The sequence below is a fragment of the Flavobacterium sp. genome (genome assembly GCF_043756175.1).
Classification (GTDB): domain Bacteria; phylum Bacteroidota; class Bacteroidia; order Flavobacteriales; family Flavobacteriaceae; genus Flavobacterium.
The window spans coordinates 1-24,791 of the sequence record NZ_JAYURN010000159.1; the positions used below are offsets into that span (position 1 = coordinate 1).

A 24,791-nucleotide genomic window follows, 5' to 3' on the forward strand; every position below is an offset into this window, starting at 1 on the left:
TGGGAATTTATCTAAAAACTATATTGAAAGTCTTAAAACTGAAAATCTACAGTTGTTAAAGCATATTGATAAAGATGTTTATGAAATCATTTTGAATTACACCAGTCCCGATGGCCCCAGCTCCACGAAGAGTGAATAAAGTTAGGACTGCTCTGCAAAGTTTGCAACTTTGCAGCGAATAAATAAAAAAGCAACAAGTAAAATTGTTGCTTTTGTGTTATATACTAGGATATTTATTAGGATTTTGCGAGGTATGAAAAACCGAGTAAATATAAATTGTATTGTTCTCTTGGTCAACATCAAAAAACAGTAAATACGGAAACGATTTAAAGGGTATGGCTCTTAAATGTTTGTATCGTACTTGGTAAAACGGATTTTTTTCAAGGTTTTGATATACTTCTTCTAATTGGTTGTCAAAATTGGCGAGAACCGAAACTGAAATTTGTTCATAATATTCAAAAGCTTTTTGAATTTCTTCTTGTGCTTTTGGCAAAATAGTAAGATTATAAGCCATATTTCCCACGTAATTGGCTCAAAGATTCTCTAGCCGATATAAAACTTGATTTGTCTTCTTTTAAACGCTCGTCCAGTATTTTTTTTTGCTCGTCTGTTATAAAAAAATCTTGATTGTTTTTTTCAAAATTAGCACCAATAAGTTCCAAGAATTCTTGAAAAAACTGTTGCTTGTTCTCTGGTATTACTACGTTGTATGTAATCATAATAAATAGTATTAAATAGATAATTGTTGTTGTAAATTACTTTTCAAAATAAAAGCATCAATAAGTTCTTTTACAATATACTTTTTTTCTTCAGAAAACTTTTCGATAGATTTAAATTGATTGAGTAATTCTTTGTCTATTAAAATTTCGTTAGCAAAATCTTCATTTGTCCCATTTAATAAATATTCAGTAGAAACATTTAAAGCATTGGCTAATTTAGTCAATACATCTGTAGATGGCATTGCTCCTTTGTTTTCATATCTTCCAATTTGCACGTGATGTACTTGTGCAATTTCGCTTAATTCTAATTTAGAAAAGCTTTTATCGGTTCTTATTTGTTTTAATCTGCTACCAAAATCCATAACTATAAAGTTTATTTACAGAACGAAATTAACTATAATGCAGGTAAAAACCAAATTTATTGTGCGTAGTAAGTTATTTTTAAAACTATTTGTTTGCAAAATAAAAAACTATTTAGTTTATTTGTGTGCGAATTAGTTAATATGTTAAATTTTTAAAGCTATGCAAAACAATCTCAACACATCAAATCCAAACCACTACATCTACGATACCAAATACTTAAAAATCCAAATATTAGGCGGAATACGGTTTAATAATCTCGAAGCGATGCGGGTAACTTTAGGAATCCAAAAGCAAGGCAAAGAGCAAGTATTACGCCAAAACATCGATTTATACAACGACACCAGCATAGAAAAACTCACGAGAAAAATAGCCGAACGACTAGAAATAGGCACAACGATAGTACGAAGGGATTTAGACCAACTCACAAACGAACTAGAAAATTATAGATTACAAGAAGTGGAACAAACAGTCGAAAGTCAAAAGTCGAAAGTCAAATGTATGACCGAAAAAGAAATAAAAGAAGCTAGGGAATTTCTACAAACTCAAAATTTAATCCAAGAAACTCAAAATCGAATCGGAAAGAGTGGCGTAATTGGCGAGGAAATAAACAGATTGTTAATGTATTTGATATTCACGAGTAGAAAAACCAACAATCCATTACATTGCATTTCTTTAGGAAGTTCAGGAACAGGAAAAACGCATTTGCAAAGTAGTGTATCGGATTTAATCCCCGAGGAAGACAAAATAGAAATGACGGTTTTATCAGCCAATGCGTTTTATTATTTTAATAGAACAGAACTATCCAACAAACTAATATTAATAGAAGATTTAGACGGAGCAGAAAGCGTATTGTATCCACTTCGGGAACTGCAAAGTAAAAAAAGAATCACAAAAACAGTCGTTCACAAAGACAAAAAGGGTACAACAAAAACAATCCATTTAACGGTCGAAGGTCCAGTAAGTGTAAGCGGTTGCACCACACAAGAGAGTATTTACGAGGACAATTCTAACCGTAGTTTTTTATTATATATTGATGAAAGCGCAGAACAAGACGAAAAAATAATGCAATACCAAAGGCAATTATCGGCAGGAAAAGTAAACCACGAAGAAGAACTAAAAACCAAACAACTACTTCAAAACTGCCAGAGATTACTCAAAACCATCACAGTCAAAAATCCTTTTGCAGAATATTTAAGTTTACCAAATAGCGTATTTAAACCACGAAGAACCAACGCCCATTATTTACAATTTATAGAAATCATTACTTTTTACAAACAATACCAAAAGTTCCACCACATCGACAAGGAAACAGGCGAAGAATATATAGAAACCAGTATAGAAGACATACAAGAAGCCAACGAATTAATCAAAGAAGTGTTATTAAGAAAGAGCGACAGCATTACAGGAGCAAGTAGGAACCACCTCGAAAACCTAAAAGAATATCTTAAAAAACAAAATCAAAATCAGTTTACCAATGCAGAAATAAGACGAAATTTAAGGATAAAAGAAACCACTTTGAGACGTTATAATAATGATTTATTGAATGAAAACTACATCAAGAAAGTAAGGAATAAAACCGTAAAATCGTACTGCTACGAAATAGTAAATACAGAGGAATATAATGACTTAAAAGCCTTAATAGACAAAGCTTTGCAGGACTGTATTACACAAATACAACTCGCCAACTCGCCACCAACTAACCAGATGCAAAAAGCGAAGTTAATCAAAACAAAATCAATGACTTAACTACTAAAAACTAAAATGATGCAAAAAACAACACATACCAAAATAAAAAATAATAGTTACCAAGAAATACTAAAAGATTTTGAAAACTGGTTAGACATACTAGGTTATAGTGAAAGCACCATAAAAAACTTACCTAATCACCTGCGAGAGTTTTTTCATTACTTGGAAAACCAAAATATCAATCACATTAATGGTATTACTATTCAAATCATAAAAGACTATTACGAACATTTAAAAACAAGAGAGAATCAAGCCCGAGAAGGCGGATTAAGCAAATCCTATTTAAACAAACATTTACAAGCCTTATTCAAGTTCAACGATTATCTAAAAAATCACAATCATAAAGGAATAGCGATACACCTAAAAAGAGAAGAACAAAATCAAAGAGACAGTTTACAAATACTGACCCAAGACGAAATAAAACAATTATTTAAAGCGACCAATTATAGCAGTGAACAGGAACGAATTAGAAAAAGAGACAATGTAATATTGGTATTGTTATACAGTTGTGGACTGCGAAGAACAGAAGCCATAAGCCTAGAAATCAAAGACATATTATTTGATAAAGAACGGATTTATGTTAGAAAAGGGAAGAATTACAAAGAGCGATATGTGCCTATAAACCAATACAATTTACAACTTATAGAAGAATATATTTACGATTACCGACCTGCATTTAAAAACCACAAAGACACAGAATATTTACTCATCAATTACCGAGGAACACCATTACAAGGACAAAGTTTATCCAATAGATTAACCGCCATTGTTGAAGTCACACAAAATAAAACCATCATAGAAAAGCAAATTACACCGCATATTTTACGTCATTCTATCGCTACCCATTTACTCCAAAAAGGCGCAAACATTGAAACCATCAGCCAATTTTTAGGACACTCCAGTTTAGAAAGTACACAAATTTATACCCATTTATTAGAAGACAAAGCTAAAACCAATAACGATGAACAACTTCACAACCTACTTAGAGAAAAACGATTACAGCACCAAGAGTATCCCAATATTCCAAAGGGCTATCAGTCGCCTCGATATATGGATGAATAATTTTGGCACAACAAAAGAAGAAATAGATTATAAAACCTTTTTAAAATATGTAGAAGAAGTAAAGAAAACAGGCATAAAAACGAGTACACTACAAAGCTACATAGGAAATCTAAAAATATACTTCAATTATTTACAAGAAGAAAATTACAGAGCCGATAATCCAATACAAAATATCAACATCAAAGGCAAAGTAAAAACAGTACTAGGCAATTTATTAACGGCTGATGAACTGGAAGATTTATACTATTCTTACGAAACAAAGAACAATGATCTAGCCAGAAAACGGAACAAAATAATTATAGGTTTACTGGTTTATCAAGGCTTACACAGCAAAGAATTACAATATTTAAAAGAAGAACACATAGAATTGTACAAAGGAAAAATACACATACCACAAACTAACAAAACCAACGGCAGAACACTAGAATTAAAACCGTGGCAGTTAATGGAAATGATGGAATATGTACAACAAATTAGACCGAAAATAGTACCAAAAGAAGAAGAAAATTTATTTACATCAAATTACGGAAATACCAATATAAACAATGTGATAAAAAAGATAAGTGAGGAATTAAAGTTAATCAATTACAATTATCAAAATGCAATCCAAATTAGAAACAGTGTGATTGTAAACTGGCTAAAACAAAACAACTTAAGAAAAACACAATACTTTGCAGGACACAGATATATTAGTTCAACAGAACGCTATCAGCAAGACAATTTAGAAAGTCTTCACGAAATGATAAACAACTTCCACCCAATCAATAAGCCATAGATTACAAAAGAAACGAAAAGCAATAAAGCGGTCTCCCTTCGGTCGCTTCCTTTGTTCCGCTGGGCTGTTCCAGTCGGCTGAAAAAGCCTCCGTTCCACAGACCACTCGCAAACAAAAAAGAGAGCAGCCAAGAAAAATGGCAGCTCTCTTTTTCTTTGCTTCGTTCCCAGTCTTCACACGGTCGCTTCCTGCGTTCGTCGTGGCTACTGTGTCTTTTTTAGCACTATTTTTTTTCTTTTTTTTTCGGTTGAATATTTACAGTTGAAAAAAAAATAGTCCTAAAAAATCCACCGCCACTTGTGTTTTGGCGGTTGCTCTACCGCCAGCCATCAACCTCAATAGGAACGCTAACGCTAAAGTTAATTATTTGTTCCGCTGATGCTTCACTTCTTCGGTTGCCGTTCCACGCACACAGCCCTACACAGTCTGCGGTTGAAAAAACCTTGCCTGTTCTCGGTCTGTGGTGGCTGTCAGTGACCGCAACACCGCCACCCGTTCAGCAAAAAAAGCTTTCTACGAATTGGAATAAATAACGCTTTTTTTGCTTCACTTGGGGTGTTTATTGTTGAACCGCACACTAACGCCCTTCGGTTGTTTGCTCATTTTTTTAGAAGATTGCCAAAGGGCATCTATCTAAAAAACAACATTATCGTTTTGGCAATCTTCCAAAAAAATCGAGCGCAAGGTTAAAGCTAATCAGCCAAAACCAGTGATAAACTGGAAGTTTAGGGCTTTTTTGCCAGTGATAATGAGGAAGAACCAAATATTTTATTATTTTTACAAAGGAAGATGAAAGAGATACGTTCTAAAAAAAAAATACTGAAAATATTAGAAAAGGTGTATCCAAAGTAGTGGCAACCCAGCAAAAAAACGCATAAGTTTTGACCCTTTTGGAAGCTTGGTACCAAATAGGCATGGCTCAAGCACAGCCTACCGTTACGGTTTCCAAGGGCAGGAGAAGGATGATGAATTGAAAGGAGAAGGAAATTCTTTGAATTATACTTTTAGGATGCACGACCCTAGGGTGGGAAGATTCTTTGCAGTAGATCCGTTGACAAGTAAATATCCGCATTACACACCATATAGTTTTAGTGGGAATAAAGTTATTCAGTTCGTAGAATTAGAAGGGTTAGAAGAGTCCAATACTGCTGCGGGAAGTGTTATAATGGGATTACTATTCCCATTACCTCCTAAGTTAAAAAAAGAACCATGGAGAAGCCCTGGTGCATCTGCCGCAAATATGGGTGCTCCAATTGCAGCTGCGGGATTAGGAGGGGTTCCTATAATTGTTCCAGCAGCATCGGCTTTAACAACTGCATATGCTTCTTATACAACATGGTATGGCACTTCCTTATTGAGTAATTATTTAGCTGCTGGAATCGGAGGTACTTCATCTGCTTTTATGGCAGATGCCAGTGGTTACTTTGGTGCTTCAATATGGGAAAATTCTGCTAGAATGATGTTTTTAAATGGATCTGCAAATGCTGTTGGTCAAATTGCTTACAATGGTGGTCTAGATAGCAATTTTAACTATGCCCAACCTCTTTTTGCAGGATTAATAGGAAATCCTTTTTTATCTAATTTTGGCGAATCTTTTTTTAATCTTAGATATGACAATGGTTTTAAATTAAGTACGAACAATTTTGATTCAAATTTCTTTTCAACATTTGGTTCAAATTTGATTGGTTCAAAAATAGGTCAAAAATTTGAAGCTCCAAATGGAATTTATAAACCCATTAAAAACGTTTTAGATTTTACCTCTGGTGGTGCAGTTGAGACATTTGAAAATAGAATTGGAGATAGTATTAAAGAAATAGAAACATCAATTAAAAGCTTCTCTGGGCAAGTTGATAAAATTCTTGATAAAAGTAAAAAAGAGGCTTTTGGAAAGAAATCTAAATTTTAAATTATGAAGTTCAAACAAAGTACCGTTGGTGCTATTTTTATAACGATAATTATAGTCTTGGGATATTTTATATATAAAGATAATGAGGTAAAAGAAACAAGTATAAATAATAATAAACACATTACTATATGTAAAGTTTATAAGATTAATTCTAGAAGAAGTTTTACAGATGCTTGTTATTATTACAAATACAATAATGAGAGCTATGAATCATGGGAGTCTATACATAATTCCGGAAATCAGTATTTAAATAGATATTATAAAGTATGGGTGTCAACTGAAAATCCAGAATATTCAAAAATATTTCTTAACCAAGAAATTACAGACTCAACTGAGATAGTTAGTGCAGGATTTGAATACAATTAAACCAGCTATTCGAGGTGTTCCATAAAAACGGGTAGCTCTACAAAGTCTCCCGACTTTGTAGCGAATAAATAAAGCATAAAAAAACAGGCAATTGCCTGTTTTTTTATTTTCTACTCGTAAAATTTAAGTTATCTCTTTTAGAGAATTCAACAGCAAGAATAATAATTTGTTTATTCTCGTGGTCAATGTAGTAATGAATATGATATGGGAATTGGTACAAATTATGCATTCTAATATCTTGATACATCACATCATCACCTTTTGGGTTTAGGGCAATATATTTTTTAGCTTCCCTAATTCGGTATAAAAAGTCTTTGGCTAAATTAGGCGAAATGGCTTTGTAATAATTGGTTGCATTTTGTAAATCTTGTTTTACAAAGGGTCTGTAAACGAATTTGTATTTCATATTCCATGCTCTAATTCGTCCAATAATGCGTCAAAATCTTGAACATCATTTGGGTTTTGCAAATAATCATTTAAGCGAGTATCGAGCATGTTTTTAGTTTCCTGTGAAAGTTCAAAATCACGGTCTTCCTCTATGGTAATGGTAATTGGTTTGGATTTAAAAGCTACTTTAATAGCTTCTAAAATATCTACGTTTACTTCTTGTGCAGATGATAAATGATAGGTTGTGTACATAGTTTTTAATATTTAAATTGAAGAATAAGCACCACGAGTTTTAAAATCTCTTATATAAGTATCTATTAAGTCAAAAAGCGTTTGTTTTTTGCTTTCTTCTAAAAGTTCTAGTTCTTGGATTCGTTGTAAAGTACGTTTATCAAAAGACGGGCTTTTACTTTCTCCTACCAAAAAATCTAAAGAAACTCCTAAAGCATCTGCAATTTTTTTTGCAGCATCAATAGACGGAATTGCTTCGCCACGTTCGTACTTACCAATCATTACTCTTGAGACATTGCTTTTTTCAGCCAAATCACTTTGGGAAAAACTGTTTTTGTCTCTTAATTGCGAGATTATATTACCTATGTTCATATCTAAAAAGAGATAAAAGTTCTTGTTATTACTGTATTATTGCAAATATATGAAATTATAAGATACAAAAAAATCTATTAATATTTGCTTGATTGAAAACTAAAAGATACTTTTGTCTCTGATAATAACATTGAAATTAAATTAAAATATTTTCAGCTATGCAAAACAATCTCAATACCCAAAACCCCAACAACTACATTTTCGATACCCTGCATCTCCTGCGACTATTTTATAAAAAAGCTTCCCTTATAAGGTAAGTTGTTGTAAACGAAAGGAGTAACAAAATAATAGTTTTTGAACTAAAACTTGATGAAATTATAAAAACCTGTTAGTAGCTAATACTATTAACAGGTTTTCTTTTTTAGGTTAACTCATACACTTCTTGCATCTGTTTAGGTGGTTTTGGGTTTTTCGGAGTTGTTTTTGTCCTTCAAAATGGGAATTATATTGCGAAACGGCGATACCTTTCCCATGATACGTTTCAAAAGGCGTATTGCCACGTAAGCTATGTTGGGGACGAACGGTACAGTAATTATTTATTGAAAATGGTAATTCCTTCAGGAATAGACTACTTGTTAGTAGATGAGGCTTATAGAAATACTGATACTTTAAAGTTTTATTTACTGCCTCGATAGTCGAATTAGAACTTAGAATATCACGCTGTGCTATTTGATGAATAATTTTTAAACCTGTACTTGCTACAAACTCTTGTACCGTAGCATTGACATTTTCGACCCCTGCGTCAGTTACAAATTCAATTGTTGCTGGATTAGGGAGTTTTTGAAACGCATTTTCTAGAAGCGATTTGATTATTTTAGGATTTGCCTTAGTATCTACCTTCCATCCTAATATCATTCTGGAATAATGATCAATTAGCAAGTGTATGTAATGTTTTACCCCATCGTTTGTTTTGTGAATGGTTATATCGGCACACCAAATCTGGTTGGGTTTTGTGCTGACTAACGGAGTGCATTGTGGCTTGTTTTGTAAATGTCTACCGTTGTTGAAACCTAGTAATTTGGCATATTTGTAAAAAGTGGCTAAGCAAAATCCAAAATCTTGATTTCGAAGTCCTAAATAATACAATGATGATTTTGACCAAAATTGATAGTCAGGATTCTCGAAATACCCTTTTATTTTAAGAATTTCTTTGTTTAACAATTGCTGCGGATAACGTTTAACACACCAAAACACATAAGATGCATCGCATTTGTTTAATACTTGAATTTTGTAGTTTTGATAAGTGGCTCTCGAAATTCTAAAAAGTTTAATGGCTTCGGCTGTTGGGATATAGCTTTTTATTGCTTCTACTGTATTCACAATAATTTGCTTATTGGCTTTTATAGTTTTGTTAAAATCTTTGATTTGATTAAAAACCTCATAAGCTCCTTTTAGTAGTTTTATGTATGCCCATGAAAGTTTTTTACTACTAGGAAATTCATTTTGTTCTTGAATTAATGCCAGGTCTTTGGTAATATAGCTTTGTAATCCTACATTTTGGTATTTATTTTCTGATTCTTTTTGCCATCTGCTGATATTGCTTGGGTGTAAGGTTTGAAGCAATTCTTTCGATAAATTTTTATGAAGCCCATTGCGGACATAAATTTTGACGTTGGTATCCCAAGACCTTCGAATTTGTAAAGTGGACATTTTTTTAAATTTCGCGCAAAACTAGCTTTTTATTTATAAAGCCTATCGTTTGTCTTTTGCCTCTCTTTCAAAAGCAATGAGGTTAAACATATTTCGAAGTCGAGAACGTACCCGATTGCCATAATAATTTTCTAACTCGGAAGCCGAAAGATTTGTGGTGATGTGCGTTACAGAATTATTCTCGATAAACTGCTCGTACCTACTGATGAGGATTTCTGCCATGACATTGCAATCGTTCCCGAAATGTTTAATTTGCTTCTCGGCCCCTAAATCATCAAAACAATAACCAAGCAATCGGTGTTGATTGTTTGGTTTTTGGGTTTAGATTTGTAGGGCTTCAAAACCGTTTTTAGCAAACTCAAAAGACACATCTCGAGTGGTTTTTATTTTGTAATTGTGCTTGATATTTGAAAACGGTTTTATTAAATGCATAATCGACGTTTTCCCGCAACCAATTGGTCCCGACAATAAAATACCTCTATTGAGGTCTAAACCTAATTTTAATGCATTCTCATGGTCTCTGATGGCATAAATTAGCAGTTTGTAGATAGTGAGTTTATCTTCTTCAAGAATTTTAAATGTTTGTCCATAGGTTTGTTTGCCTTGAAATTCAAGATAAGCATAACATTTCTGCAAATCATACATTTTAAAATTATTCTTGATTTGATAGGTATTGCTGAGGTTAAAGTGGTTCTCCATAATTTTTTTGTGTTACAGTGTGCAAATGTTGCGGTTGTGGCTGATTGAAAACAGGGTTGTATTTTTGAGCATTGAGCATCCAATTTCTTGCAGCAGCTTTCCAATCTTTCATTTTAGATTTACCGCCCACCAACCAACCATTACTCTGAAAATGATTGTAGAATTTTTCGGCTTCGATTTCGGAATAGTTTTTTTCTAGGAAATAATTTTGAGTGTCTTTCAAGCTGGCTGGTTTTTCGTCTCTCGGCTCGGCTCGAGATGACTTTTTTGAAACTACAAAATCTTCCTTCTTTTTTTCGCGCAACTTTTTTTCTTTCGCTTTTAAAACTTCATTTTTAAAACCTAAATTTTCTTTTTCTAAATTTTGTGTTTGCTCACCCAAGTTTAAATCGTTTATTATGTTTGTATTGTTTATTATGTTTAATGAAGATACCAGCGCTTGTTCACTACCTATCAAGGTACCTGTCTGGAGCTTGTTCAGAGCTTGTTCAGTAAGATGTTCAACAACCAGTTCATTATTTAAACTTTTGCGTGCTTTTTTTAGTACTGGTTTTAGGTTTTCTTCAAAATTGAATAAGTAAACCAAACTACCTCTAAATGGGTTGTAAGAGGGTTCGTATTTGATGTATCCTTTTTCGTGTAATTCCCTAATACACTTGTGATACGTAGCTCTGGAACATATTTTGCTAATTCGCATGACTTCATCGCGGGTGATACTTATCGGATTCTGAAACCGATTCGTGTTCCAGCATTGAAACAGCGAAATATACAAGCTAATATGTGTTGGATTTAGTGAATGATCGTTTACAATTTTTTCAAAAAATCCTGTTAGGTGTTTGATGTAATTCATCGTTATCAAGTCGTAGGTTTAACTATTTGTTTTGGTTTTTTATTGCAATCACAAATTTCACAAGTACCATTGCAGGTTGTCGTTTCGTTTTTCATATTACCTTTCTAATAACTTTTTAATATCATCGTATTTGTAATAGATAATTCCGCCAACTTTTGCGTAATGCAGCGTGCCATTGATGCGAAGATTTTGTAATGTGCCTGGAGAAATTTTAAGTAGTTTGCGAACTTCTGATGATTTGAGCCACTGGGCTGTTTTTTCCTCTTCACTAGACATACTTTTGAATTCGGCTAGCAATAAATTTCCGAAGTTGAGTAAATCTCGTTTGGTGACGTTCTGGTGGTTTAGAAGCTCCGTATTTTCGACTTCAGGGAATATTTTTTTGGATGTAAAAGCATGATGAAATTGTTTATTTGTTCGAATACAAAACAATAGCATCTGATAAACATTTGTTCACAAGGTGAACCCAAGTTGGGTGTTATTTTTATTCAAATTGAAGTAAAACGTACTATTTACGGGTAATTGTTCTTTATTTTAAGTAGAAAGACATTTTTACAAATCTTAATATCAATGCAATTTTAGGCTAAAAAAGGACTTTATACCCTTTTTCCCAACCTGAACCCAAGTTGGGTGTTTTTGTAAATAAAAAATCCAAGTCGTTGACTTGGATTTTAGTGTTCTTCTTCGATAATTTTGGTATTGAAATTCTCTGAAAGATGATGCAAAAACTTAGTTTTCACAGTCTTTCTATTTTTAATATCTACATAACTTCGGTAGATGTTTTCTTCTAAATCAATATTGAAAACAAAGCCAAAATGCACAGCCAAATCTTTAATATCAATATTGCCGCCATTGATAACTTTTTGATGGTGTAGCGCGTAAATAACTTCGATTAAATCAATCTTATTGCCTGTCCAATTGAGATTTGTTTTGAGAGATGGGTGTTTTAGATTGCATGAATCGTTTATTTCTTCGAGTTTGTCTTCCAAATGAGCCAATAACAAATCATTTGCTATCAAAATTGCTACTTTATAATCGTGAGTAGAGCACAGTTTTTCATCATAATTTACCAGTGAACAATCGTGATTTACAATTGATTTGTCATAGTTTCTTATGAAATAATACTCGTCTTTGTGTGTTGCTCTCGAACGGTAATATTGATAAAAATCTTTGTCTTTTCTGGACTGCTGGTACACTTTATCTAGTGATTTTTCAAAACACTTTTTCTTCAGTTTGATGCCAATAGGTAAATTGGACTCTAATTTTAAAATATTTTTATAAAAAATTAATCTTGAAACTAATTTGGGTTTCAATTCTTTAAAAAAGTATATTTCTTCTGTTGAAGATTCAAAAACATATGTTTTGAGCCAATTATAAAGTTCTTTTATTTTCCTTTCTATAAATCTAATTATTTCGTTTGCTTGTATTATTGCATCTGTAAAAGAATTTTTAATAATCTCAAATTCATTTTCAAAATCGATAAAAAATGGGTTGCAAAATACATTCATAAAAAGATAATAGTTTGGTTGTAAAACAAATAAAACTACTTTTTATTAAAATTATTGTGAGTATTTTAATAATAAATTTAAAATTAATTGATTTTTATTAGATTTAATTCAGAATTAATGTTATGAGATTTTACAGCAAATTTTGTTCTTAATATTTGCATGTCTTCGCTTACTTTTTTGTCTAATATTTTAGCATACTGTTGTGTTGTTCTTAAACTTGCGTGTCCAAGCATTTTGCTCACACTTTCCATTGGAACACCATTAGCTAATGTAACTGTTGTCGCAAATGTGTGTCGTGAACTATGAAATGTTAACTCTTTATTAATCCCGCAAATGTCAGCTACCTCTTTTAAATAACTATTCATTTTCTGGTTGCTTAAAATTGGTAATAAAATGTTTGAGTTAGCACATTTAGGGTGGTTTTTATATTTTTCAATTATTGCTTCTGGAATTGGTAATAAAGGTATATTGGAACGCATTTTGGTTTTCTGACGGTGGGTAAATATCCATTTTGATCCATCAATACCAATTGAAATATTTTCAGATGTAAGTTTTTCTATATCTACATATGCTAATCCTGTAAAACATGCAAATAAGTATATGTCTCTAACTAAATCAAGTCTAGTTATGGAGATATGTTTATTGTGCATAGTTTCTAAATCTGCTTGATTTAATATTTCTTTTTCAACTGGATCTATTTTAGCTTTGTATTTTACAAATGGGTTTCTTTCAATCCATTCGTTATTATAACAGTCTTGAATTATTTTTCCGAAATTTCTAACATATTTGATAGTAGAGTTATTGTTGCAGTTTTTTTCAGTTCTTAAATAAAAGTCAAAATCATTAATAAATGAGATATTAATTTTATCGATACTGATGTCTTTTAATTTGTATTTTTTTAACAGAAATTCTTCAACATGTTTTAGAGTTGTTTTAAACTTTTTGAGCGTATTTAGGGAATATTGTTTTGGGATAAGTGATTCCATTCGTTTATTATGTTCTTGAAATATTGGAATTAGCATACGAGGTGCTTTTTCTATACCTAAAAATTTATTTCTGAATTCAATCAAGTCTATATTATTTGAGTTTCGAAGTAATAAATTTTCAGTATCATATACTCTAAATCTTAAAATATCGAGATGACTATTAATTAGCATGGCTTCATTAGAATTACTTTTCATTTTTCCAGCTATTGGTGACCATTTTAATTTTTCGACATGTTTACCTGTAGGAAGTTCAATTCTTTTTCCATTGATAGTAATTCTCAGATATATTGGAAGTAATCCATTTTTTAAAGCTCTAGAGCTTTTTGCCAGAAAGAGGATGGAGATTTGGTTTGACATAATGTGGTGACTTAATTGATTACTAAATTTAAGTTTAGATTTAGAATCACACAAGATGTTCATCTTTTGAACCCCTTGCTGTATAAGCTCTAGCGTTAAATTCGGGGACAATTTTTTAATTTTATTTTTGTCCCCGAATTTGTCCCCGACATCATTATGAATTAATAGTTTATTTTGATATTTCGTAAATTAAAAAAGCCCATAAATCATAGGATTTATGGGCTTTTAATTTACTTTGAAAAGTAATAAGTGGAGTCGCCGAGAATCGAACTCGGGTCCAAACAAGCAACTAAAGAGCTTTCTACATGTTTATTTCTCGATTAGATTTTCGACCGTGTGCTATGCCAAGAACAGCAACACAAAGCTTATCTTCTTAGTTTCAAAACAGCCCCGAAGCTTAACTATTTCTAGGTTTAAATTTACGATTCACCTTTATCGAACGCTATAAACCAGAGCTTTCGAGGTAAATCCTGCTTTCCTACCTTGTAGGAACGTGGCTAATCTTACTATGATTCAGATTATGCAGCAAGAGCGTAGTTTCCTTCGCCGTGTAAGTGTTTTGGAGCCTTTTATTTACGAGAATTACTCCAGTTCTCCACATGCTTACAATTCAATTCGACTTGCTGTCAAAACCAGTCGACCCCATTTTGGTTTGCAAAAGTAGTTAATTATTATCAAATATTATTCCAAACCTTCTTCTTTACTTTTTATTTCGAAAGGATAGTTGCCAAATAAGCTAGAAAGCAATTTTAATTTATAAGTACATCTCGTGTATTTGTTTGATATGCAGATTAATGTGGCTTTCTCGTCTTTCAATTTTATATAAGCTGCTGTACTTCCGTGCCACCAACCGTTGTGGTAAAACATTTTTTTGCCATCTTCCCATTCTAACATTCTAATTCCTAAACCATAATTTCTAGTTCCTTTGCTTTCATAACTATAACCTTTATAAATTTCGGTCAATAATTTTTTATTTAAAAAATTAGGATTGTAGGTCGCCATATCAAATTTAAGCAAATCTCTTGGTGTCGAATAGATGTTTTTGTCTCCATAAATCCCATCGAGGTAATTATATGCATACTTAATTTTGTTCCCTTTGTAAGATTGACTATTGTTTTTAGTGCCTTTTTTATAATCGAAAACAAAAGTATTTTTCATTCCTAATGGATCAAATATCAATTTTTTCATGGCAGTTCGATAATTCATTTTGGTAATTTTTTCGATAATCAATGCCAAAAAGGCATAATTAGTGTTGCAATAAGCAAAATGAGTATCTGTTTTATATTCTAAATCGATATTATTTTTATTTATAACAGGAATCAAATCTTTGTTTTGCAAGGTATCTTTCTGATTCCAAATGGTTTTTTTATCGGTGAAATAACTGTAATTACGCAATCCACTTCTATGATTTAGTAAAGTTCTAATGGTAATTTCTGGATAAGGAAAATCATCAAGTATGGTATTCACTTTTTGGTCTAAAGTTATTTTTTTTGAATCGATAAGTAAAAAAATCGCATTTGCAGTAAGTACTTTACTCAATGACGCAATATGAAGTGGTGTTTCGGAAGCGATGGCTTTCTTTTCTTCAAAATTAGACATACCACGGTAATTTTCATAAACAATATGACCGTTTTTTGCCACAAGAATACTACCAGAAAAATCATTTGGAATGTATTTTTCGTTATAAAATCTTTCAATAGTTTGATGTATTTTTTTCTTTTCGGAAGATTTTAAATCGGGCAAATTATTCTCATAAGGTTGCATTGTATATACAGAACCAACTTTAGTTTCTTCTTTATTTTTTAATGCTTTTTTCTTCTCAGTGCATGAAAAACAGATAGTTATAATTGTAAAAAGTAAGAGAAATTTTATATTTATTTTGAATGTCATTTTAACTTGGATATAAAACAAATGTAAATAAAGAATTGGTTAATTAAAATAGGTTTATACTAAATATTTAGATTTGTTTCACACTACTATTACGTTATATTTGCATCAAATTTTCGAAATGAACTCAGTTGTTTTTTTGAAATAAAATAATTTATAATGAAATTTGGACTTATAAAAGAAAGAAAAAATCCGCCAGACAGACGTGTTGTTTTTACACCTGAAGAATTGGTAAAATTAAAACAACAATTTCCTTTAGCTGAAATAAAAGTTGAATCTTCGGATATTCGTGTTTTTAATGATGAACAATATAGCGAATCGGGTTTCGATGTGACAACTGATGTTTCTGATTGTGATGTTTTAATTGGAGTTAAAGAAGTGCCTGTGGATGCTTTAATACCAAATAAAAAGTATTTTTTCTTTTCTCATACTATTAAAAAACAACCTTATAACAGAAAGTTGTTAGTAGCTTGTTTAGAAAAAAATATCGAATTATACGATCACGAAACAATTGTCGATGCAAAAAATCATCGTCTAATAGGTTTTGGTCGTTATGCAGGAATTGTAGGTGCTTACAATGGAATTCGTGCTTTCGGAATGAAGTTTGAGTTATTTAATTTAGCAAAAGCAGAAACACTAAAAGACAAAAATGCATTGGTGGAACGTTTGCAAAGAATGGTTTTGCCAAACATAAAAATTGTACTTACAGGTCACGGAAAAGTGGGGCTTGGCGCCAAAGAAATGCTCGATGCCATGAAACTTAAAGAAGTTTCTATCGAAGATTATTTGACTAAAAATTACGATAGACCCGTTTATACACACATCGATTTAGAAGATTATAACAAAAGAATAGACGGAAAACCTTTCGATAAACAAGATTTTTACGCTAATCCACAATTATATACTTCCAATTTTGAGCGTTTTACAAAAGTATCTGATATTTTTATGGCGGGACATTTTTACGGAAATGGTGCACCAGTAATCTTATCTAAAGAAATGCTAAAAGCTCCAGACAATAAGATAAAAGTAGTAGCAGATATTTCTTGCGACGTAGATGGTCCAGTAGCATGTACGCTTAAAGCATCAACTATTGCACAACCATTTTTTGGTTATTATCCGTCGGAACACAAAGAAGTCGATTTTATGCATCCTGGTGCCATTGTAGTCATGTCTGTAGATAATTTGCCTTGTGAATTGCCCAAAGACGCTAGCGAAGGCTTTGGAGAAATGTTTTTAGAACACGTAATTCCAGCATTTTATAATAATGACAAGGATGGAATTTTGCATAGAGCAAAAATTACCGAAAATGGTAAACTCACCGAAAGATTTTATTATCTGCAAGATTATGTAGATGGGAAATAAAAATAAAAGTCTCGATTTTGTCTGGACTTTTTTATTTTGTTACTTTACTATTCACAAAAAGACTTCTTGAAATGAAAAAATTACTGTTTCTGTTTTTCTTTACTTCACTATTCGGATTTGCTCAAAATTCTGATGAAAATCAGTTAAAAGAGATATACAAATCAGCATTAACCAATTCTAAATGCTATGCTTGGTTAGATGATTTGTCTAATAAAATTGGTTCGAGATTATCGGGATCAGTTGGTGCACAAAAATCGGTTGAGTACACAAAATCTCAAATGGAAGCATTAGGAGGATTTGATAAAGTATATCTTCAGGAAGTTATGGTGCCAAAATGGGTTCGTGGCGAAAAAGAATCAGCTTATATTTTAGACAATAAAACCAAAATAAAAGTGCCAGTTTGTGCACTTGGCGGTTCGGTTGCAACACCTAAAAATGGAATCACTGCAGAAGTTATCGAAGTACATTCTATCAAAGAATTAGAAACTTTAGGAGCTGATAAAATAAAAGGCAAAATAGTTTTTTATAATCGTCCGATGGATAATGCTCAAATAGAAAGTATGAATGCTTATGGTGGCGCAGGTGATCAAAGATGGTCGGGCGCAAGAGAGGCTTCAAAATTTGGTGCTGTTGCTTCTATTGTTCGTTCTTTAAACTTTAGATTAGATGATTTTCCGCATACGGGATCGCAAAGTTATGGTGATATTCCTAAAGCAAATTATATTCCAACGGCTGCAATTAGTACTAATGGTGCAGAATTATTAAGTAAAAAATTAAAAGAAAACTCGAAACTAACTTTTTATTTAAAGCAATCTTGTCAGCAAATGGACGAAGTTTTGTCCTATAATGTTATTGGAGAAATAAAAGGAACAGAACACCAAGAAAATATTATTGTAGTGGGCGGACACTTAGATTCTTGGGATCTTGCCGATGGTTCTCACGATGACGGAGCTGGTTGCGTACAAAGTATGGAAGTGGCTAATATTTTTAAAAATATAGGTTACAAACCTAAAAATACCATCAGAGTTGTTTTGTTTATGAATGAAGAAAATGGTGGTCGTGGCGGAAAAAAATACCAAGAATTAGCACAAATAAATAAAGAAAATCACATTTTTGCTTTAGAAAGTGATTCAGGAGGATTTTCGCCAAGAGGATTTTCTTTTGAAAGTGATGATGCTAATTTTGCTAAAATTTCTAATTGGAAAAGTTTATTTGAACCTTATTTAATTCATAGTTTTACTAAAGGGCATGGTGGCTCGGATATTGAACCATTAACTTCTACAAAAATTGTAAAAGCTGGTTTGCATCCAGATTCGCAACGCTATTTCGATTACCATCACGCAGCAAATGATAAGTTTGACGCTATTAACAAAAGAGAACTCGAATTAGGCGCTGCAACAATGACTTCGTTAATTTATTTGATTGATAAATACGGAATTGAATAAAAAGTTGTTATAAAATAAAAGACTCCAAAATATCAGTTTTGGAGTCTTTTTTTATTCAAATTTTAATTATTTTCCCCAATCTATCTTTCTAGAAAAATACATTACGGAGCCTAGAATGATAAACAATCCGATACTTCCCACAAGTAAGGCATAATTTTCTAATTGAATTATTACATAAATAAAAGTGTATAAAGCAACTAAAGAAAGCCCTATAAATGTTGGGAATTTTCTGTTTTTTAATATTGAAATCGAGTAAAGTACAATCATCGTTATTACTGAAGCCGAAGCAATAAGATACGCCAACGCAAAACTAGAATGTTCAGTTATTGATATTAAAAGTGTATAAAACATGATTAATGCCAATCCTAACATGGTGTATTGAAAGATGTGAATATTAATTTTACTGATAGATTGGATTAAAAAGAACACTAGAAAAGTTAAGCCAATCATTAGAAATCCATATTTTGAAGCGCGCTCATTTTGTTGGTATTCATTTACAGTCTCTATGAGTTTTGCACCAAAAGAATATTCATTCAAATTTGGAATTTTACCTGCGTATTGTTGAGAAAATGTACGATTAATATCTAATATTTTCCAATCGGCATGAAAACCTTTTTTATTGATAATTTTTGTGGTATCGTTTGCAGCAAAAGCACCTTCGTAACTTGGCGATTCCCAGTCAGAATCAATATTCACAACTGTTGTTTTTCCCACAGGAATAAATTTCACGCTATTGCTTCCATTATATTGCATCAAGAAATTGAAATCTATTTTCCCGTTATTAACTAATGTTTTGTAGTTAAATTGATTGGTAACAAGCGTTCCATAAATAGCATCTTCATCTTCTGGTTTGGATTCGAATGAGAAAGCTTGATTGTTTAGTTTAATTTTCAAATCACTTTTAATGCTTTTCAGATTTGTTGTTTTTACCACAATAGACGCTTTGTCCCACAGTAAATCTTCTTCATTGATGCCTAGTGTTTCGAAATTAGGTTTGCTAAAATAACCATCAAAATTCATATTTGCAGTGAAAACTACATTGTTATAAATTCCTCTTTTTAACGAGGTGTTTTTCTTAACGTTCGATGTGTTATTTAGTTTTTCAGGAAAGAAATAAGCATAAGAAATAATTGCTTTTTTCTCGATAGTCACCACTTTTGTCTTTGGGTTTGTTACATTATATTCTTCATAAGTTTTGAAGGGAATTTGCATCATTGGACCATAAAATAAGACATCTTTTCCCCACAATTGTGTCACTTCATCAGTAACTTCTTGTTTCCGTTGAGAACGTTCGGAGATTAAATCTTTTACAAATTCTAGTGGAATGAGTAAAACGAGTGTTAGCAGACCTACCATCATCATTTTGGCAGTTGTAGATTGAAAAAAGGAACCTTTGTTCTGATTTTCTTGCATTTGATTTTCCATTGTTTTTGAATTTAATTGATTTTAAAAAAGTTGTTTATTGTTTAATATTATTAAATAAGTTAAGGCTATTGGAATATTACTTAAGACAATTAATATTTTTATAAAAGTGTTTGCTCGTTCTCCTCGTATTGTTAGTAATTGACTTATTAAGTTTATCAATATTATTAAGTTAAAGAAAATAGCTGCCAACACATATAAAAAGCCAAATAGGAGTATATTTTCGTTTTGAAATTTCATATAGGAAATAAAAAATATTGTTCCAAATGCAAAAGATCCAAATGCAAATAATGTTGTAAATGGGATTTGGTTAATATTTTTCATATAATTTGTTTTTAAGTGTTAAATGATATGTAATTAAATACGAGATTAAAATTAATGAGCCAAATTCTATTGTGAATATGATAGTTTCAATTTCAAAAAGACAATCTATAATTGAGTAAAATAGCTTTGATGGATTACTAATAATATCCCAACTATTAAAACGAAGTATTCTGCCGAGATAAATCCCAAAAGCACATAAGTAACTAATTGAAATTATAAATGCATTAGAAATTCTTTTAGAATAAATTGATTTTGTTAGTTTATGAATGTCGTAAATGGAAAGAATTCCGAAATAAAAACCTGCAATTGTAAAACTTGATAATAAAGTAAAATCGAAAATATATTGTAGGAAATTGTTGTGATGAAGATGAACAAAATCGGTAATTAGATAAAACGTATTGGGTATGAATAATAGCCAAATGATTAGATAAATTAAGTTTTTAAGATTGCTTCTTTTTATAGAAAAGTTAAACTTAATGTATGATGAAATAGAGTAGGGAATTAAAGCTAAAAATAAATTCCATAGTAAAAACAATAGATATATAGAATGTGTAATTTTAACTCTTAATAACAATAAAATTATCGATAATATCGACAATATAAATAAGCTAGAGTTTTGCTTTTTGTTTAAAACGTAAATTGTGATTAATTTGTTCATATGATTTTGTTTTGAAAGAACTTTGAAATTCAAAGTAAAAATGTAAAAAAAAGTGTTAAGTTTTCGAAATTAATTTTTCTAAAGCTTCAATGTGAGCAGCAAAAGCTTTTCTACCATGTATAGTTGCTCTGTAACTAGTATTTGGTTTTTTACCAATAAATTGTTTTTCTATCATAATATAGTTTTCGGTTTCTAATGCTTTGGTATGCGAAGCCAAGTTGCCATCAGTTACACCTAAAAGTTCTTTTAGGGTTGTAAAATCGGCAGATTCATTCACCATCAGCACCGACATAATTCCCAGTCGAATACGATGATCAAAAGCTTTGTTTATATTTTGTATGATGTTTTTCATGACTATTTTCGGTCATATTTATAGTACATCATTCCGCCATACAAAATATGACAAACTCCAAATCCCAATACCCAAAAATATAATCCGTATCCTGAAAATTCGACAGCTAATAATCCTAAAATGATTTCAGTAATTCCTAAGTAGCGCACATCACGCAAAGTATATTTGCTTGCATTTACACAAGCCAATCCGTAAAATAATAGCGTAATTGGAGCAATTAGACCATAATAACCATGGCGAAGTAGGAGCAAAGCGAATATTCCTCCAGTAAATAAGGGAATTGCAAAATTTATGAGCAATCTTTTAGAGGAATTATTCCACATATTTTCGCCTACTTTTTTTGATTTGTTAACCGTCATAATATAAGCGGTTACTAACGATGCCACTAAAACTACAAACGCCGTTAGAACTATTAATTCAAACGTATAGCTTTCTAAAGTTATGTAATATCCTTGATGATTTTCTATCAAATAATTCACATAAAAAGCACCAATTAAGGCATAAATACCAGCTAAAATGCCAGACAAACCACTTAGTGAAATAAACTGTGTCGATTGTGACATCATTTGTTTGATATCCTGAATGTCTTTTAAATAATCTTTGTTTTCCATTTTACGTCGCTTTTATTTCTTACATCTATTTTAATTATGAACCGGCAAAAGGACTGTTGAAGAGTCCCACGGCTAACTCAGCCCAAAGTAGTAAAAATACACCTATTAGTAATGCAATAATTGCTATTCTATACTTTTTATTAGATATTTTTCTTGCTATAAATTCAGTTGCGAAGACAGCTGTTAGCAATAATGTACCCATCACTGCAAAATCTCCCATCGACCAATTTACTTCGTTGGTAAACAACATAGCAATGGCAGGAATTAATAATACGCCTATTATTCCCAAAAGCATTATTAGAAGTTTTTTAGTTTTCATAATTTTAAATTTTAAAAGTACTTTGAATTGCAAAGTAAATATAAATTAATTTCACAACCAAATGTTTTTTTATTTATTTTTGAAATATGAAACCAACTCAAGAATACATATTTCGACAACCTGAAAAATACCAAGTAATAGTATTACATATTATTGATGTTGTAAGGAAAATAATTCCTGAAGTAGAGTTGCTTTTCAAATACGGAATTCCGTATTTTTATTATAAGAAGAAACCATTTTGTTATCTAGCACCCAATCACAAAAAAGAATTTGTAGATGTTGGTTTTGCAAGAGGTTTTCAATTGAAGCAAAATCAAGAGTTTCTTATTTCTGAAAATAGAAATACAGTAAAATCGCTTCGATATTATAGTTTGGAAGAAATTGATAATGCTATTTTAATCTCTGTTATAAAGGAGGCGATTAGTTTGTATAAATAATAAAGTCCTGATTAATCAGGACTTTATTATTTATAAATTAGATTCTAAAAATCCCACCAACGGTAAACGTTCTTTCTAAAAACCAAAAACGTTGCGTCGCTTTATCGGCACTATCAAAAGTAGTTTTTATGTCATTCATATTTATATAACCACCTTTTAGCTCGGTTTGAATAAAGAAATATTTAAAAAAAGTAAAGTTTAAACCTGCTTTTGCCGAAAGACCATAACCAGAAATATGAAAATCATCATGACGTTCTTTTTTCAATAATTTGGCATTTGTTTTTGGGTACAAAAGTCCAACGCCAACACCTTCGGTAAAATTTATCTGAAATTTATCGGTATTTGGTAAACCAATAAACTTCGAAATATCGTCAACACGAGAAAACTCAGTATTTACATAATTCAAACCATCAGTATGCTCAAATGTCAAAAAATCTTCAGTTAGTAAAACCTGATTGTTTGGCAAGCTTTCGCCGTAACTCCCTTGGTTGGGATAATACCCCGTATAATTTACGGCTTTGTCCTGAAACATTACATATTTCATGTGGTCTACTCCAATCGAAATATTGTATTTGTCAGTAATATAATAACCCAATCTAAAATTGGTTTGCGGAATAGTCATTCTCGAAGGGTTTATGTAGTCTACATGCCAACCTTTTGGTTTATCTTGTGCAGTAACGTCATACAATGTAAAATCGTAATCGGCACCAGTAAAATGAATATCCGATTTAGAAAACGTTTCTCTATTTCCTCCCCAGTAAATATAAAATTTACCTTTGTTATGAACCGTATATTTTTCAGGAATAATATCTTCCGTATTTTGAGAAAAACCAGAAAATGTAATTAGAAAAACCAGAAAGTAAAATATTTGTTTCATTATAATTTTAGGATATTAAAATTGATTTATCGTTTGTCTAATGGCAACGAGTTTAGTCATTAATCCTTCAAAATAATCTAGGTGAAGCATATTTGCGCCATCACTTTTAGCATTTGCAGGATCAAAATGAGTTTCTATAAAAATCCCATCTACACCTACAGCAATTCCTGCTTTAGCAATAGTTTCGATCATATCAGGACGACCGCCAGTTACACCAGCCACTTGGTTGGGTTGTTGTAACGAATGTGTTACATCAAGAACAGTAGTAGCCATAGTTTGCATGGTAGGAATACCACGGAAATCGACAATCATATCTTGGTAACCAAACATCGAACCTCTATCAGTTAACATTACGTTTGGGTTGTTGCAATCTAAAACTTTCTGAACAGCATGTTTCATACTTTCGGGACTCATAAATTGTCCTTTTTTTAAGTTGACTACTTTTCCAGTATTGGCAGCAGCCACAACTAAATCCGTTTGACGTACTAAAAAAGCGGGAATTTGTAAAACATCAACATAAGCTGCAGCCATTGCAGCATCTTCATTTGTATGAATGTCTGTAACAGTTGGTACACCGAATTCTTTGGATACTTTTTCTAATATTTTTAATGCGATTTCATCACCAATTCCTGAAAAACTATCAATTCTTGAGCGATTTGCTTTTTTAAAGGAACCCTTAAAAACATAAGGAATTTGTAATTTATCAGTAATTCCTACTAGTTTTTCGGCAATTCTCATCGCCATTTCTTCTCCTTCAATTGCACAAGGACCAGCAAGAATAAAGAAATTTCCGCTGTCTAAATGCTTAATTTTAGGTATGTTTTGTAAATTCATTGTGTTGAAATTTTTTGCAAATATACCAATTATTTCAATCGGTTATACTTGTTTGCTTCATAGTGATTTGTTAATTATTTGTTTAATATTTTAAAAAAATAGATTCCCGCCTACGCGGGAAAGACGCAGTAGTTTAATTTCGAAAAATCTAAAAATTAAAAGGTTCTTACGTAAAAAAACTCGCAAGTATTATCCTTGCGAGCTTTGCGTAAAATATTTGCGCACTTTGCGGTTAAATTATTTCTTCAATCGATCCTTAAAAACCTTCTCAAATTTTTCAATTTTT

The 24,791-nt window shown here is 31.6% G+C and carries 30 protein-coding genes and 1 other RNA gene; 8 read left to right on the forward strand and 23 right to left on the reverse strand.

Annotation, left to right across the window (positions count from 1 at the left end):
- Positions 1–217: 217 nt before the first annotated feature.
- From ACH2BP_RS12395 to ACH2BP_RS12405, 3 genes are read right to left on the reverse strand one after another with little or no spacing between them, the layout of a single operon-like run.
- On the reverse strand, positions 218–514 hold the full coding sequence (locus ACH2BP_RS12395) for a type II toxin-antitoxin system RelE/ParE family toxin (protein ID WP_395060354.1): 297 nt from the start codon (positions 512–514) through the stop codon (positions 218–220).
- On the reverse strand, positions 504–719 hold the full coding sequence (locus tag ACH2BP_RS12400; protein WP_395060356.1) for a hypothetical protein: 216 nt from the start codon (positions 717–719) through the stop codon (positions 504–506). The genes ACH2BP_RS12395 and ACH2BP_RS12400 overlap by 11 nt, the downstream gene beginning before the upstream one ends.
- 11 nt (positions 720–730) lie before the next feature.
- The gene (locus ACH2BP_RS12405; protein ID WP_395060358.1) at positions 731–1,081 is read right to left on the reverse strand and encodes a helix-turn-helix domain-containing protein; all 351 of its coding nucleotides are present in this window, start codon (positions 1,079–1,081) and stop codon (positions 731–733) included.
- Positions 1,082–1,241: 160 nt separating this feature from the next.
- On the opposite strand from ACH2BP_RS12405, the gene ACH2BP_RS12410 reads away from it, so the two are divergent.
- The 5 genes from ACH2BP_RS12410 to ACH2BP_RS12430 all read left to right on the forward strand — a co-directional run bounded on the left by ACH2BP_RS12410 (position 1,242) and on the right by ACH2BP_RS12430 (position 6,937).
- Positions 1,242–2,828 carry a hypothetical protein gene (locus ACH2BP_RS12410; RefSeq protein ID WP_395060360.1) on the forward strand — a complete coding sequence of 529 codons (1,587 nt, stop codon included), beginning with the start codon at positions 1,242–1,244 and terminating at the stop codon, positions 2,826–2,828.
- Positions 2,829–2,843: 15 nt separating this feature from the next.
- On the forward strand, positions 2,844–3,890 hold the full coding sequence (locus ACH2BP_RS12415; protein WP_395060362.1) for a tyrosine-type recombinase/integrase: 1,047 nt from the start codon (positions 2,844–2,846) through the stop codon (positions 3,888–3,890).
- Positions 3,883–4,665 (forward strand): tyrosine-type recombinase/integrase, encoded by a 783-nt coding sequence (locus ACH2BP_RS12420; RefSeq protein ID WP_395060364.1) that lies wholly within the window; start codon positions 3,883–3,885, stop codon positions 4,663–4,665. The genes ACH2BP_RS12415 and ACH2BP_RS12420 overlap by 8 nt, the downstream gene beginning before the upstream one ends.
- Positions 4,666–5,539: 874 nt before the next feature.
- A complete protein-coding gene (locus tag ACH2BP_RS12425) occupies positions 5,540–6,571 on the forward strand; it encodes an RHS repeat domain-containing protein (RefSeq protein WP_395060409.1) in 1,032 nt (343 codons plus the stop codon).
- 3 nt (positions 6,572–6,574) lie between these two features.
- Positions 6,575–6,937, forward strand: a complete 363-nt coding sequence (locus ACH2BP_RS12430) for a hypothetical protein (RefSeq protein ID WP_395060366.1) — start codon at positions 6,575–6,577, stop codon at positions 6,935–6,937.
- Between the two features lie 103 nt (positions 6,938–7,040).
- Here ACH2BP_RS12430 and ACH2BP_RS12435 read toward each other — a convergent pair whose 3' ends face one another.
- The 12 genes from ACH2BP_RS12435 to ACH2BP_RS12490 form a co-directional block, all read right to left on the reverse strand.
- Positions 7,041–7,343, reverse strand: a complete 303-nt coding sequence (locus tag ACH2BP_RS12435; protein ID WP_395060368.1) for a type II toxin-antitoxin system RelE/ParE family toxin — start codon at positions 7,341–7,343, stop codon at positions 7,041–7,043.
- The gene (locus tag ACH2BP_RS12440; protein ID WP_395060369.1) at positions 7,340–7,576 is read right to left on the reverse strand and encodes a hypothetical protein; all 237 of its coding nucleotides are present in this window, start codon (positions 7,574–7,576) and stop codon (positions 7,340–7,342) included. The genes ACH2BP_RS12435 and ACH2BP_RS12440 overlap by 4 nt, the downstream gene beginning before the upstream one ends.
- Positions 7,577–7,588: 12 nt before the next feature.
- Complete coding sequence (locus tag ACH2BP_RS12445) at positions 7,589–7,927, reverse strand: helix-turn-helix domain-containing protein (protein WP_395060371.1); 339 nt, start codon at positions 7,925–7,927, stop codon at positions 7,589–7,591.
- A gap of 366 nt (positions 7,928–8,293) precedes the next feature.
- On the reverse strand, positions 8,294–9,577 hold the full coding sequence (locus ACH2BP_RS12450) for a DDE-type integrase/transposase/recombinase (RefSeq protein WP_395060373.1): 1,284 nt from the start codon (positions 9,575–9,577) through the stop codon (positions 8,294–8,296).
- Positions 9,578–9,619: 42 nt separating this feature from the next.
- Complete coding sequence (locus ACH2BP_RS12455; protein ID WP_395060375.1) at positions 9,620–9,799, reverse strand: hypothetical protein; 180 nt, start codon at positions 9,797–9,799, stop codon at positions 9,620–9,622.
- A gap of 99 nt (positions 9,800–9,898) precedes the next feature.
- Positions 9,899–10,276: a hypothetical protein gene (locus ACH2BP_RS12460; RefSeq protein WP_395060377.1), complete on the reverse strand. Its 378-nt coding sequence runs from the start codon at positions 10,274–10,276 to the stop codon at positions 9,899–9,901.
- A complete protein-coding gene (locus ACH2BP_RS12465; RefSeq protein WP_395060379.1) occupies positions 10,260–11,126 on the reverse strand; it encodes a transcriptional regulator in 867 nt (288 codons plus the stop codon). Before ACH2BP_RS12465 ends, ACH2BP_RS12460 begins: the two co-directional genes overlap by 17 nt.
- Before the next feature lie 96 nt (positions 11,127–11,222).
- Positions 11,223–11,423: a helix-turn-helix domain-containing protein gene (locus tag ACH2BP_RS12470; protein ID WP_395060411.1), complete on the reverse strand. Its 201-nt coding sequence runs from the start codon at positions 11,421–11,423 to the stop codon at positions 11,223–11,225.
- Positions 11,424–11,797: 374 nt separating this feature from the next.
- Complete coding sequence (locus ACH2BP_RS12475) at positions 11,798–12,634, reverse strand: RteC domain-containing protein (protein ID WP_395060381.1); 837 nt, start codon at positions 12,632–12,634, stop codon at positions 11,798–11,800.
- 83 nt (positions 12,635–12,717) lie between these two features.
- A complete protein-coding gene (locus ACH2BP_RS12480; protein WP_395060383.1) occupies positions 12,718–13,977 on the reverse strand; it encodes a site-specific integrase in 1,260 nt (419 codons plus the stop codon).
- Between the two features lie 247 nt (positions 13,978–14,224).
- Positions 14,225–14,621: a transfer-messenger RNA gene (gene ssrA / locus ACH2BP_RS12485) on the reverse strand.
- A 37-nt stretch (positions 14,622–14,658) separates the two neighbouring features.
- On the reverse strand, positions 14,659–15,867 hold the full coding sequence (locus ACH2BP_RS12490) for a serine hydrolase domain-containing protein (protein ID WP_395060385.1): 1,209 nt from the start codon (positions 15,865–15,867) through the stop codon (positions 14,659–14,661).
- Positions 15,868–16,023: 156 nt separating this feature from the next.
- Between ACH2BP_RS12490 and ACH2BP_RS12495 the strand changes: the two genes are divergently transcribed.
- Entirely contained in the window at positions 16,024–17,226 is a 1,203-nt protein-coding gene (locus ACH2BP_RS12495; RefSeq protein ID WP_395060387.1) for an NAD(P)-dependent oxidoreductase, read from the forward strand.
- Between the two features lie 71 nt (positions 17,227–17,297).
- A complete protein-coding gene (locus ACH2BP_RS12500; RefSeq protein WP_395060389.1) occupies positions 17,298–18,671 on the forward strand; it encodes a M28 family peptidase in 1,374 nt (457 codons plus the stop codon).
- A 66-nt stretch (positions 18,672–18,737) separates the two neighbouring features.
- Here the strand turns inward: ACH2BP_RS12500 and creD are convergent, their stop codons facing one another.
- The 6 genes from creD to ACH2BP_RS12530 are packed head-to-tail and all read right to left on the reverse strand — an operon-like array spanning position 18,738 to position 22,333.
- Entirely contained in the window at positions 18,738–20,096 is a 1,359-nt protein-coding gene (gene creD, locus ACH2BP_RS12505) for a cell envelope integrity protein CreD (RefSeq protein WP_395060391.1), read from the reverse strand.
- A gap of 21 nt (positions 20,097–20,117) precedes the next feature.
- Complete coding sequence (locus ACH2BP_RS12510; protein WP_395060393.1) at positions 20,118–20,417, reverse strand: hypothetical protein; 300 nt, start codon at positions 20,415–20,417, stop codon at positions 20,118–20,120.
- On the reverse strand, positions 20,404–21,075 hold the full coding sequence (locus ACH2BP_RS12515; RefSeq protein ID WP_395060395.1) for a DUF1361 domain-containing protein: 672 nt from the start codon (positions 21,073–21,075) through the stop codon (positions 20,404–20,406). Before ACH2BP_RS12515 ends, ACH2BP_RS12510 begins: the two co-directional genes overlap by 14 nt.
- A gap of 55 nt (positions 21,076–21,130) precedes the next feature.
- Positions 21,131–21,427, reverse strand: coding sequence for a winged helix-turn-helix domain-containing protein (locus tag ACH2BP_RS12520; protein ID WP_395060397.1), 297 nt, complete (start codon positions 21,425–21,427; stop codon positions 21,131–21,133).
- A gap of 2 nt (positions 21,428–21,429) precedes the next feature.
- On the reverse strand, positions 21,430–22,038 hold the full coding sequence (locus tag ACH2BP_RS12525; RefSeq protein WP_395060399.1) for a hypothetical protein: 609 nt from the start codon (positions 22,036–22,038) through the stop codon (positions 21,430–21,432).
- A 34-nt stretch (positions 22,039–22,072) separates the two neighbouring features.
- Complete coding sequence (locus tag ACH2BP_RS12530) at positions 22,073–22,333, reverse strand: hypothetical protein (RefSeq protein WP_395060401.1); 261 nt, start codon at positions 22,331–22,333, stop codon at positions 22,073–22,075.
- Between the two features lie 110 nt (positions 22,334–22,443).
- Here ACH2BP_RS12530 and ACH2BP_RS12535 point away from each other — a divergent pair, with 110 nt between their 5' ends.
- Positions 22,444–22,794: a DUF1801 domain-containing protein gene (locus ACH2BP_RS12535; protein ID WP_395060403.1), complete on the forward strand. Its 351-nt coding sequence runs from the start codon at positions 22,444–22,446 to the stop codon at positions 22,792–22,794.
- A 37-nt stretch (positions 22,795–22,831) separates the two neighbouring features.
- On the opposite strand, the gene ACH2BP_RS12540 is transcribed toward ACH2BP_RS12535, so the two are convergent.
- Together ACH2BP_RS12540 and kdsA are read right to left on the reverse strand one after the other, a co-directional pair.
- The gene (locus ACH2BP_RS12540) at positions 22,832–23,671 is read right to left on the reverse strand and encodes a hypothetical protein (protein WP_395060405.1); all 840 of its coding nucleotides are present in this window, start codon (positions 23,669–23,671) and stop codon (positions 22,832–22,834) included.
- Between the two features lie 15 nt (positions 23,672–23,686).
- Positions 23,687–24,505 (reverse strand): 3-deoxy-8-phosphooctulonate synthase, encoded by an 819-nt coding sequence (kdsA, locus tag ACH2BP_RS12545; protein ID WP_395060407.1) that lies wholly within the window; start codon positions 24,503–24,505, stop codon positions 23,687–23,689.
- Positions 24,506–24,791: the final 286 nt, after the last annotated feature.